The sequence below is a fragment of the Corynebacterium sp. ACRPQ genome (assembly GCF_022347225.1).
GTDB classification, from domain to species: domain Bacteria; phylum Actinomycetota; class Actinomycetes; order Mycobacteriales; family Mycobacteriaceae; genus Corynebacterium; species Corynebacterium tuberculostearicum_D.
The window spans coordinates 315223-325988 of the sequence record NZ_JAKRNF010000001.1 but is presented as its reverse complement, the minus strand read 5'-3'; the positions used below and the strand labels follow the sequence as shown (position 1 = coordinate 325988).

The window sequence follows — 10766 nt, the reverse complement described above, 5'->3', positions numbered from 1 at the left end:
GACCAGGAGGCGGCTCCCGCATTTATCCGGGGATTCGGGTGGGTAAGCCCAGAGACCGCTGACAGTCTGTGCCCCACCCAGACGCGAGACATGGATCGTGCCAAAGGAATGGAGAGCGAAAGCTACGTCACTCCCCCGCTCATTGGCGCCTACGTAGAAGGCCGCGATGGCGTGTGCCGATTCCCGGGCTGCAATCGCCCCGCAGAAAACTGTCAAAAGGACCACCGAATTGACCATGCAAAGGGAGGGAAAACTTCGGGAAGCAACTTGGCCTCACTGTGCCAGCACCATCACAACATCAAAACTGATGGTGGCGCCTTCTACATCATGGATCCACATACTGGGGACATAGTATGGCTCTTTGATGACGGTCGCTGGGAATACGATGAGCCCCAAGGACCGCTAGCGCCCAAGAACAAGAACTGGGCACTAACGGTGGGCCAAGCTATCGCCGCCCGGCGGGCGGCGGCAAAGGAAAGGAATGATAGCTAGACGGAGCGGGCTCGGGAAATGACCTCCGGCAGATGAGCCAAGACGTAGTCAACGTCCTCGTCCGAAGTGAGTCGGCCAAGAGTAAAGCGAAGAGAACCAATACCTTCCGCCTCACTTACGCCCATTGCTTCGAGGACATGAGACATGCGGTTTACGCCTGCGCTGCAAGCGCTGCCGGTAGAGGCCTCGATCTGCAAGGAATCCAGCAGCATGATGAGGCTATCGCCGTCAGCACCGGGGAAAGAGACGTGCAGGTGGGAAGGCAAGCACGGCTCAGCGGAATTGACCACCGCGTCATCAATGGTGGCGAGAATTCCGTCGCGCAGCTTATTGCGGAGAGCCGCAATTCGCTCGCCTTGGACGGCGATTTCGGAAACGGATTCCTCCAGCGCCGCAGCTAGACCGGAAGCGCTCGCGACGTCCACGGTGCCAGGGCGAATACCTCGCTCTTGGCCGCCACCGTAGGCAATCGGCTGGGGCGCAGGGCTGCGCTTGGCCAAAAGCAGACCGATGCCGCGGGGGCCGCCGAACTTGTGGGCGCTGGCGGCAAGGCTGGTGATCCCTAGCGAGGAAAAGTTGATGGGGACTTTGCCAACAGCTTGGACCGCATCCACGTGCACGGGCGTGCCTGTCGCATTCGCTCGGGCTGCGATCTCTTCGATGGGCTGAATGGCGCCGGTTTCGTTGTTTGCCCACATGCAGGTAGCGACGTCGGCAAGCGTGTCTAGGACCGACAGATCTGCGATGTGCCCGGAACGGTCGACGGGAAGGATGTCGACGGCCGCTCCGGTTTTCTCCAGCTTAGAGACGGTGTCGCGCACGGCGGGGTGCTCGATATCGGTAGAAATAATGCGGTTTGTTTGCCCAGCCGCGTAGAGCCCCTGAATGGCGATATTGTCCGCCTCGGTGCCTGAAGAGGTGAAGATGACTTCGATGGGCTCGCAGCCGAGGAGGGAAGCCACCTTTTCGCGGGCATCATCCAGCACGGACCGAGCCTTGCGGCCGGAACCATACTGCGCGCCGGAGTTGAGGGAGCCGGCCGCCGCCACCCACGCGTCAATCGCGCTCTGGCGCATCGGCTGGGTAGCGGCATAGTCGAAGTAGTGCGGCATTACTGGCGCGCCTTCAGTTCCTCGGTCAGGGCCGGTGCGATTTCATGCAGGTCACCCACGACGCCGAGATCGGCGATCTGGAAGAAGGGCTCATCCTGGTCTTGGTTGACCACCACAATGGTGCCGGAAGTCTGCATGCCGGAGGTGTGCTGGATAGCGCCAGAGATACCCAAGCCGATGTAGAGGTCGGGCGAGACGGTAACACCGGTCTGGCCGATCTGATAGGCGGCGTCATAAAAGCCTTCATCGACGGCGTCGCGGGTGGCACCGACTGCGGCACCGAGGGCGTCGGCAAGCGGCTCGACGACGGCGCCGAACTCGTCGCCCACGCCACGGCCGCCGGCGACGACTGCCTTAGCCTCGGTAATTTCCGGTCGTGCAGACTTCTGTGCCGGAGTAAAGGAAGTTACCTTGACGTCTTTGCCCGTGGCGGCCGGCAACGGCATCGGCGCCGGCTGCGCCTCCACTTGCTGTGGCGCAGCCTCAACCGCGCCTGGGCGGAGGGTGTAGATCGGGCACTGGCCAGCGGCGGTAGAGGTGGTCTCATAAGAACCACCGAAAATACTCATCTGGGCGGAGCCATCGGCGTCGATGCCATTGACATTGACCAGTGCGCCAGAGGCGAGGCGAGCTGCGAGTCGGCCGGCAATCTCGTTATTGGCCGGAGTTGCGGCCAGCACGATAGGCGCTGGGTTCGCAGCGCCAAGCGCATGCAGGGCATCAACCTCCGGGGTAAGGAAACGCTGATCATAATCCTCGGCCGTTGCCTGAACCACCTGTGCGGCACCGAGGGCGGCAAGCTCGGCATCGAACTTATCGGCCTGCTTGCCGACGACCACTGCGGACACCGTACCCAATTCCCGCGCGGCCGTAATCAGCTCGCCGGTAACGGGAAGGAGGTTGTCCGCGTCGTGCTCAACTAGTACGTAAACGTGCGACATATCTACTCCTAAATCAAGTTCTTTGCGGACAGGAAGTCAGCGATCTTCTTCGCTGCATCTTGCGGGTTGGGCTCCGAAATAACTTCGCCGGCGGTGCGTGGTGGGCGCTTCTCCGCGGCCGACACAGAGGTCGTCGGCGCGATGGCCTCAATGCCCAGGTCGGCCAGAGTGAAGGTGGTGATCTCCGCCTTCTTAGCTGCCATAAGGCCCTTGAAGTTGGGGAATCGCGGCTTGTCGCTCTTATCGTTCACCGTAACGATCGCTGGCAGCGGCGCCTCGAGTTCCCAAGTGCCGCGTGCATCATCGCGGGTGCCCTGCAGGGTGCCGTCAACTAGCACTACCTTGTGGAGACCGGTAAGGGCCGGCAGCTGGCGGTATTCGGCGAGCAGGCCGGCAAGCAGGCCGGTGGAGGCGTCGGAAGCCTCGGCACCGGCGGTGATCAGCTGGACGTCGTCAAGCTTATTGAGCGCGGCATTGAGGGTCCACGCGGTCGATAGCGCGTCCGCTCCAGCCAGGGAGTCGTCAGAGACGAGCACGGCATCGTCGGCGCCCATGGCCAAAGCCTTACGCAGTGCCTCGTCGGCTTGGGCCGGCCCCATCGTCAGCGCTACGACCTTGTAGCCAGCATCGGGGTTATTGTCGCGCAGTCGCAGGGCTTGTTCCACGGAGTACTCATTAACCTCATCAATGACGTTATCCACGGAGGTGCGATCCAGGGTGTGGTCATCGTTCAAAGACTTGGTAGACCACGTATCCGGCACGTGTTTGACCAGAGCCACGATAGTTGGCATTGGGCACTCACCTTTCCGATATATTTATGTTGCGTAATTATCCTCGGACGATAATACTCGGGGTTGACACAGCAAGGCGATTCCCTGTGAGCCAATTCGCGTAATGATGACCGCAAAAGGTTTCTTTCCCTTCAGCTTCATCTTCTTCCGCAGCTGGTCAGGGTCCACTTCTACCCCGCGTACAAGGATTTCTAGGCTTCCCGCATCATAGGATTTAAGTACGGATTTTAATCTCTTTAGGGGTACTTTTTCTATGAATGGAAATCCCGAAGTCCCCTCCGGAATCCTCTCTCCTGTCAGGTATGCGATGCGCGGATCGATTTGATGCAGCCCTTCCCTGGCCGCGTAATGCTGGACCAATCCCGCTCGCACGATGGCCCCATCCGGGTCGATGAGGTAACTGCCAATGTCTCCGGCATCGGGTAGGTTGTCTGCGCGGTCGTCGAGGACATCTAGCTTGCCTCCACGAATCACCACTGCCCTTCGGCCGCTGCCAAGGCCTGGGGTATAAAGGCAGGCTTCTTTTACCCCGCCATCGACGCTTGCGACGGTAACGAGACCATCCCACTCGCTGAAATCAAGGCCAGGCGCGCACTTGATGGCCAATTCCTTGCCGCGGTGCTTGTCGACGACCTCCGGGAGCGGTGGCACCAAATCCTCCGGCCGCGTGATCCGCCTGCCGCCGGCGCGGCGGGCCGGGTCTGCAAGGAGAACATCGGCAGTGGTAGTAGTCGTCAGCGCATCCGCGCGGAAAATCCTGGCGGAAGAGAGGTTATGCCTCGCCATTCTTACCCGTGATTCATCCAGGTCTGAGCCAAAATAGTCGAGCGGAGAGTTATAGCCTTCGGTGCCGATAGAACAGGTGACGTCGTGAACGCTGCGCACTCCCTGCTCGGCGAGGAATTTCGTCCGATACGCCGCCACTTCGAAGGGGGTTGCTTGCTGGGCGGAGTCCGCATCCATAAGCCAATCGTGCGGAAGCTTGCCGGAACTGCGGGCGGTTACCAGCTCCATGACCGCGCGGCCATACTCACCGAACTTAGACTTTAGGATTTCGGTGTCTTTGAGCCGAGAAGCCTTGGTTAAGGTGAGGTCGAGGTGTGGTATGTCCTCTTGGTGCTCGGCAAGGAAGTCAACTTCTGCGGGGGTATAACTCATATTCGGTCTAAAGGGGTGGTGGAGAAGAATTCGCGGTAACGGGGATCTTCGCGGGGATCCCCAATGACGGGGCGCAGGTCCGAAAAGGACGCATCCTCTAGGACCTCTTGTACGGAGGAATACTTGCTCAGCCTCTGCATCTGTGCCCACGTGGGGATGGCAAGGCGCACCAGCCCGGCGCGCCAGCCGTCCAGGATGAGCTGCGGGGAGAACCATCCGGCATCGTCTGCTTCATCGGTATCCCCATCGGGTTCTTGGCCGGAGGGCAACACCCCAACGAAGAAGAAGGTGTCGAACCAATGGCTCTTTCCCTTTCCTACCCAGCGCGCCCAGGGAAGGAGCATATCGGCGTCGACACGCATGCCGTTATTGCTGAGGAATTCGGTAAAGGAAATGGTGTGGTTTTCTAGTAGTTTTCGCTCTTTGTGGTAGCGCCGCGCATTGGAGACAATGCCGTCCTCGCGGATGGCGAAAAGGGTGCCGGCCTCTTCGAAGAGCTCGCGGGCAGCGGCGAAAACGAGAGCGTGGGCTTTGTACTTGGTCACGCCCATCCGGCGGGCCATGGAGATGACAGACTTTCCGGCCCATAGCTCGCCCGAGTCCCAGGCACGCGGCGGAAAGTCACGGGGGTCTACACCGCCGCCTGGAAATACTGAATGCCCCGGGTAGTTGTGCATCGTGTGGACGCGCTCTTGTACCCACACTTCAAGACCGTCAGCGCCGTCCCGAAGGAGCAGGACGGTTGCCGCCAGGCGCCCACCGTGGAAGCCGGTGGTATCGCTGGCGTCAATGGCATCGAGACGATCATGAAAAGGATTGGTCATAGAGAAGCTCGGCGGGCGAAGTATCGCTGTCCAATGCGGTCCACCTGAATTGGCTGGTGGAAGGCGCGAGTCAGGTTTTCGGAGGTGAGGACGGAATTAATCAGTCCTTTTGCCACAACTTTACCCTCATCCAACAGCATGGCGTGGGTGAAGCCATAGGGAATCTCCTCCACGTGGTGGGTGATCATGACTATCGCTGGGGCATCGGGATCCATAGCTAGATTGCCAAGGTATCCCACCAGGTCTTCGCGGCCTCCCAGGTCCATTCCGGCGGACGGCTCATCGAGGATGAGCAACTCCGGGTTAGACATGAGAGCGCGAGCGAGGACGACGCGCTTCTTTTCTCCCTCAGACAGGGTTCCCCACGTGCGCTCTTTGAGGTGGGTGGCGCCAACTTGGGCCAAGATGTCATCCGCGCGGGAGAAATCCATGTCCTGGTATTCTTCGCGCCAGCGGCCCAACACAGCGTAGCCGGCGGAGACAACTAGATCGTCCACTCGCTCAGTGTCCGGGATGCGCGATTGCACCGCCGCGGAGGAGATGCCGATAAGCGCGCGCAGATCGCGCATGTCGGTTTTGCCGATTTGCTCCCCCATCAAAAAGGCGGTGCCTTTCGAGGGGAACTCTTCGGCCGCGGCCATGCGCACCAGCGAGGTCTTGCCCGCGCCATTGGGGCCGATGATGACCCAGCGCTCATCGAGCTCTACTTGCCAGTCCACGGGTCCGACGAGGGTCTTGCCGCCGCGGCGCAGCTCGACGCCGCGAAAATCTACGAGCCAATCTTGATCAGTGGGAGTTACGTCGTTCACGCCTTCCATTGTGACTGATTTGTTCTTTGCCCGGTGAAATTGACACAGCTGCATTAGTCTTATGGGCATGACTACTCGCCTTGGTATTGACGATGTCCGCCCGCTTATCTCCGCCGGTTCTGTAGCCTCCAAAGCAATTGTAGGCGAGGTAATTCCTGTCACCGCCCTCGTCTGGCGCGAGGGCCACGACGCGGTCTCGGCAACCCTGTCTGCGTGGGCGGCACGGACCACGGCTACCTCCTCGGTCACCATGCAGGTTGATCCCGATGACCAGGATCGCGTACACGGCGTATTTACCCCGGGCACCCAAGGCACCTGGTACTTCCGCGTCGATGCCTGGTCCGATCCCATCGCCACGTGGAAAAACGCGGTAACCAAGAAGATGGCGGCTGGGCAATCCGCTGCTGAGCTGGCCAATGACCTGCAGCATGGCGCAGAGTTGTTTTCTCGCGCGGCTCTGCAAACCCCGTCGGATGTGGTGGAACCGCTCTTTGCGGCCGCTCGGGACTTGGGGGATGAGTCCTTGGACGTCGATAAGCGCGTGCAGGTAGCGCTCTCGGAGGAGGTGGCAGGCATCCTGCACTCGCATCCCCTGCGCGACCTGCTGGTGGAGGGCACGATCCACGAGGTATATGTGGAGCGCCCGGCCGCACTCTATAGCTCGTGGTACGAGCTTTTTCCCCGCTCCACGGGAGGCTGGGATGAAGAGGGAAATCCGGTCCACGGCACTTTTGCTACCACTGCCAAGGCACTGGAGCGGGTGGCCGATATGGGCTTCGATACAGTGTACTTTCCGCCTATCCATCCCATCGGCAAGGTGCACCGCAAGGGAAAGAATAACTCGGTCGTTGCCGAGCCTGGGGATGTGGGAAGCCCCTGGGCCATCCAAGATCACTCCACCACCCATCCGGACTTGGGCACAATGGAGGATTTCCAGAAACTAGTCACCCGCGCCCAGGAACTCGGGCTGGAAGTAGCACTCGATTTTGCTCTTCAAGCGTCGCCCGACCATCCGTGGGCGAAGAGCCACCCTGAATTTTTCACCGTACTTCCGGATGGCACCATCGCCTATGCCGAGAACCCGCCAAAGAAGTATCAGGATATTTATCCGCTTAATTTCGATAACGCTCCTGATGCCATCTACCACGAAATCTATGAAACCTTGATGATTTGGGTCGAAGCCGGAGTGAGTACGTTCCGCGTGGATAACCCGCACACCAAGCCGGCAAACTTTTGGGACTGGCTAATTACCCGCGTGCATGCCACCCATCCGGATGTCATCTTCTTGGCCGAGGCCTTTACCCGCGCCCCTCGCCTCTTCGGTCTAGCGAAGGCAGGTTTTTCCCAGTCCTATACCTACTTCACCTGGCAAACCTCCAAGCACGAACTCACCCAGTTTGGCCAAATGCACGTCGACCAAGCAGATATCTGCCGCCCTAACCTCTTTGTTAATACCCCGGATATCCTGCACGAGTCCCTGCAGACTGGCGGGCGCGCCATGTTCGCCATTCGCGCTGTATTGGCAGCCACCATGTCGCCTCTATGGGGCGTGTACTCCGGCTTCGAACTCTACGAGCACACCCCGGTAGCCCCAGGTTCTGAGGAATACCTCGACTCTGAGAAGTACGAACTACGCCCGCGCGATTTTGCGGCGGCGGCTGCCTCCGGAGATTCCCTTGAGTCCTATATCCGGCTGCTTAACCAGATCCGCCGCGATAATCCCGCTTTGCAGCAACTGCGCACCCTGCGGTTCCATGACACCGACAATGAAGCCATCATTGCCTATTCGAAGGCGGATCCGACCACCGGCAACGTAGTCCTCGTTGTGGTCAACCTGGATCCGCGCAATGCACAGGAAGCCACCGTCACGGTAGATATGCAGGCTATCGGCCGCCACCCCGGCGAGTCCTATACCGTCCAGGACACGATTACCGGCTCTGCCTACCATTGGTCCGAGCGCAACTTTGTGCGCCTAGAGCCGCTTCGCGACGTCGCCCATGTCTTCGTCCTTCCCCCTGCCGACCACGCCCTCCAGGAACAGCTCACCTGGCGCGGAGTAAGCGACTATCGCCCGTAAATATTCGCCCACCGGACCGCACTCGAACTAGGTACTCTGATTGTATGACTATCCCGGCCGCCGACCTCGCTCGCCTCAATGACTGCCGCCACCATGACCCGCACGGTTTCTACGGCTGGCACGAAGGTACCGTCCGCACCCGCCAACCAGGCGCTACCGAGGTGCAGCTGCACACTCCCACGCAGTCCGTGTCCATGGATTTGGTCGGCGATGACATCTGGGAGGCGGAAATCGGCGATAACTGCGATTACCGCCTAGAGATCACCTACCCCGAGGCCCCTACCCGCACCGTGGCCGATGGATACCACTTCCTTCCCACCGTCGGCTCGCTAGATCTGCACCTGATTGGGGAAGGCCGCCACGAGCGCCTCTGGGATGTCCTCGGCGCCAACCTGCGTTCCTATGACACCGAGATGGGTACCGTTTCCGGCGTCTCCTTTGCCGTGTGGGCTCCTAATGCCCAGGGAGTTGCCGTTGTGGGCGATTTCTGTGGCTGGAACCCCACCCAATATCCGATGCGTTCTTTAGGATCTACCGGAGTATGGGAGGTTTTTGTTCCCGGTATCGGTGCTGGCGAGCACTATAAGTTCGCCATCTTTAGCCACGAGGGCTGCAAGGACAAGGCCGATCCCCTAGCTAAGCGCACCGCCTGCCCGCCGGAGACGGACTCTATCGTGGATTCCACCAGCTTCGCCTGGTCCGATTCCGCATGGATGGACAAACGCACCGGCAACCTCGATGTGCCCATGAGCGTCTATGAGGTTCACGTCGGCTCGTGGAAGGTTGGTGCCAACTACAACCGCTTGCGCGAGGAGCTCATCCCGTACCTCAAGGAGCACGGTTTCACCCACGTCGAGCTCTTGCCCGTGGCCGAGCATCCCTTCGGCGGATCCTGGGGCTACCAAGTCTCTGGCTACTACTCGCCTTCTGCGCGTTGGGGCTCGCCGGATGAATTCCGAGAGCTGGTCAATGCCCTGCACGAAAACGGCATCGGCGTCATCGTGGACTGGGTGCCGGCACACTTCCCCAAGGATGATTGGGCCCTTGGTCGCTTTGACGGCCAGGCTCTCTATGAGCATCCCGATCCCCGCCGCGGCGAACAAGCCGATTGGGGCACCTATGTCTTTGACTTCGGCCGCAATGAGGTACGCAATTTCCTCGTGGCCAACGCCCTATACTGGGCCGAAGAATTCCATATCGACGGCCTGCGCGTAGACGCCGTGGCTTCCATGCTCTACCTGGACTATTCCCGCGATGAGTGGTTGCCCAACCAATATGGCGGCCGCGAGAACCTAGAGGCCGTGCAATTCCTGCAGGAAACCAACGCCACCCTCAACCGCACGCATCCAGGCGTGCTCACCATCGCTGAGGAATCCACTTCCTGGCCGGGCGTTACCGCCCCTACCTCTGAAAACGGCCTAGGCTTTTCCCTGAAGTGGAATATGGGCTGGATGAATGACACCTTGGAGTACTTCAAGCACGACCCCATTCACCGTTCCTATCACCACGGCGAGCTCACCTTCTCCATGGTCTATGCCTACTCCGAGCGCTACGTACTGCCGTTTAGCCACGACGAAGTTGTGCACGGCAAGGGCTCGCTGTGGGAGCGCATGCCTGGCGACGACTGGAATAAGGCCGCCGGACTGCGCGCCCTCTATGGCTACATGTTCTCCCACCCCGGCAAGAACCTGCTCTTCATGGGCCAGGAATTTGGCCAGACTACCGAGTGGGCCGAGGGACATTCCGTGGACTGGAGCAACCTCGACGGTTGGGGTAGCGAATGGCACCAGGGCATCAAGCGCCTCGTGCGCGATATCAACCTCGTCTACCGCGGTACCCCAGCACTGTGGAGCCAGGATTTCAGCCAGGACGGCTTCCAATGGGGCAAGGCGGATGACTCGACCAATAACGTTCTGGGCTACGTCCGCTACGGCGCAGACGGCTCTGCTCTACTCGCCGTGTGCAACCTTTCTGGTTCGTCCATTCCCAACTACGGCCTTTGGGTTCCACACGACGGCGAGTGGCAGATGGTGCTCAACACCGACGACGCCGTCTATGAAGGCGCTGGGAACCCACTTCCCCAGCGCATCCGCGTGGAGAACAACTCCACGACGCTGCATCTGCCGGCCAATTCCGTGCAGTGGTATGTCTTGAAAGGCTAAAGAGCTACCGCTGAGCGCGCACGAACTCAGCTACGCGAGCGTCTATGTCATCGCGCAACGCGTCCATGCGTTCTTCCCCTTCAAGTCCGCGTAGCGATGGGTCCTCAATGTCCCACCTCTGCGCAGGGCCATCATAATCCGCGTCGCCTACCACCACCACGTGGTCAACAGTTGCGGCGATCTGGGGATCCACGAGAGTGGGCGTACCTGACATTTCTACTCCTACCTTCGCCAGGGAAGCTTTCGCTTCTTTGTTGATTCCCTGCTTGACGTGCTCATCGGTAGTTTGCACGCCAGCAGAGTAAATATCCCAATCTGGTGCATGCTTGAGGGCGAGCGCCGCTGCCATTTGCGACTTGCCTCGGTTGGTATTGCAAAGAAAAAGCACTGAAGTCATGCT

Annotated in this window: 10 protein-coding genes; 3 read left to right on the top strand and 7 right to left on the bottom strand. The window is 59.9% G+C overall.

Translation table 11 applies throughout. From position 1 onward, the window contains the following. Positions 1 to 492, top strand: a 492-nt coding sequence (locus MHY24_RS01540; protein ID WP_239228104.1) for an HNH endonuclease signature motif containing protein, incomplete at its 5' end; no start/stop codon positions are given. On the opposite strand, the gene MHY24_RS01535 is transcribed toward MHY24_RS01540, so the two are convergent. Genes MHY24_RS01535 through MHY24_RS01510 form a run of 6 tightly spaced genes read right to left on the bottom strand, consistent with a single transcriptional unit; the run spans position 489 to position 6136 of the window. Next, positions 489 to 1604, bottom strand: a complete 1116-nt coding sequence (locus MHY24_RS01535; RefSeq protein ID WP_239228103.1) for a cysteine desulfurase family protein — start codon at positions 1602 to 1604, stop codon at positions 489 to 491. The genes MHY24_RS01540 and MHY24_RS01535 overlap by 4 nt on opposite strands. Next, positions 1604 to 2545: an electron transfer flavoprotein subunit alpha/FixB family protein gene (locus tag MHY24_RS01530; RefSeq protein WP_239228102.1), complete on the bottom strand. Its 942-nt coding sequence runs from the start codon at positions 2543 to 2545 to the stop codon at positions 1604 to 1606. The genes MHY24_RS01535 and MHY24_RS01530 overlap by 1 nt, the downstream gene beginning before the upstream one ends. 8 nt (positions 2546 to 2553) lie before the next feature. Next, positions 2554 to 3336: an electron transfer flavoprotein subunit beta/FixA family protein gene (locus MHY24_RS01525; RefSeq protein WP_239228101.1), complete on the bottom strand. Its 783-nt coding sequence runs from the start codon at positions 3334 to 3336 to the stop codon at positions 2554 to 2556. A 24-nt stretch (positions 3337 to 3360) separates the two neighbouring features. Beyond that, a complete protein-coding gene (locus MHY24_RS01520) occupies positions 3361 to 4494 on the bottom strand; it encodes an SAM-dependent methyltransferase (protein ID WP_239191468.1) in 1134 nt (377 codons plus the stop codon). Beyond that, complete coding sequence (locus MHY24_RS01515; protein WP_239191469.1) at positions 4491 to 5318, bottom strand: NUDIX hydrolase; 828 nt, start codon at positions 5316 to 5318, stop codon at positions 4491 to 4493. The genes MHY24_RS01520 and MHY24_RS01515 overlap by 4 nt, the downstream gene beginning before the upstream one ends. Continuing rightward, complete coding sequence (locus tag MHY24_RS01510) at positions 5315 to 6136, bottom strand: ABC transporter ATP-binding protein (protein ID WP_005327654.1); 822 nt, start codon at positions 6134 to 6136, stop codon at positions 5315 to 5317. The genes MHY24_RS01515 and MHY24_RS01510 overlap by 4 nt, the downstream gene beginning before the upstream one ends. Positions 6137 to 6194: 58 nt before the next feature. Here MHY24_RS01510 and MHY24_RS01505 point away from each other — a divergent pair, with 58 nt between their 5' ends. Then, on the top strand, positions 6195 to 8204 hold the full coding sequence (locus MHY24_RS01505) for a maltotransferase domain-containing protein (protein ID WP_239228100.1): 2010 nt from the start codon (positions 6195 to 6197) through the stop codon (positions 8202 to 8204). 44 nt (positions 8205 to 8248) lie between these two features. Beyond that, positions 8249 to 10366 carry a 1,4-alpha-glucan branching protein GlgB gene (gene glgB, locus MHY24_RS01500; protein WP_239228099.1) on the top strand — a complete coding sequence of 706 codons (2118 nt, stop codon included), beginning with the start codon at positions 8249 to 8251 and terminating at the stop codon, positions 10364 to 10366. A 4-nt stretch (positions 10367 to 10370) separates the two neighbouring features. Here glgB and MHY24_RS01495 read toward each other — a convergent pair whose 3' ends face one another. Then, on the bottom strand, positions 10371 to 10763 hold the full coding sequence (locus MHY24_RS01495; RefSeq protein WP_239228098.1) for a low molecular weight phosphatase family protein: 393 nt from the start codon (positions 10761 to 10763) through the stop codon (positions 10371 to 10373). Positions 10764 to 10766 lie beyond the last annotated feature (3 nt).

Excerpts from the sequence above, each read along its gene's own strand:
- MHY24_RS01505 (WP_239228100.1), top strand. The coding sequence starts at position 6,195 with ATGACTACTCGCCTTGGTATTGACGATGTCCGCCCGCTTATCTCCGCC.
- MHY24_RS01520 (WP_239191468.1), bottom strand. The coding sequence starts at position 4,494 with ATGAGTTATACCCCCGCAGAAGTTGACTTCCTTGCCGAGCACCAAGAG.
- MHY24_RS01535 (WP_239228103.1), bottom strand. The coding sequence starts at position 1,604 with ATGCCGCACTACTTCGACTATGCCGCTACCCAGCCGATGCGCCAGAGC.
- glgB (WP_239228099.1), top strand. The coding sequence starts at position 8,249 with ATGACTATCCCGGCCGCCGACCTCGCTCGCCTCAATGACTGCCGCCAC.
- MHY24_RS01515 (WP_239191469.1), bottom strand. The coding sequence starts at position 5,318 with ATGACCAATCCTTTTCATGATCGTCTCGATGCCATTGACGCCAGCGAT.
- MHY24_RS01530 (WP_239228102.1), bottom strand. The coding sequence starts at position 2,545 with ATGTCGCACGTTTACGTACTAGTTGAGCACGACGCGGACAACCTCCTT.
- MHY24_RS01510 (WP_005327654.1), bottom strand. The coding sequence starts at position 6,136 with ATGGAAGGCGTGAACGACGTAACTCCCACTGATCAAGATTGGCTCGTA.
- MHY24_RS01495 (WP_239228098.1), bottom strand. The coding sequence starts at position 10,763 with ATGACTTCAGTGCTTTTTCTTTGCAATACCAACCGAGGCAAGTCGCAA.
- MHY24_RS01525 (WP_239228101.1), bottom strand. The coding sequence starts at position 3,336 with ATGCCAACTATCGTGGCTCTGGTCAAACACGTGCCGGATACGTGGTCT.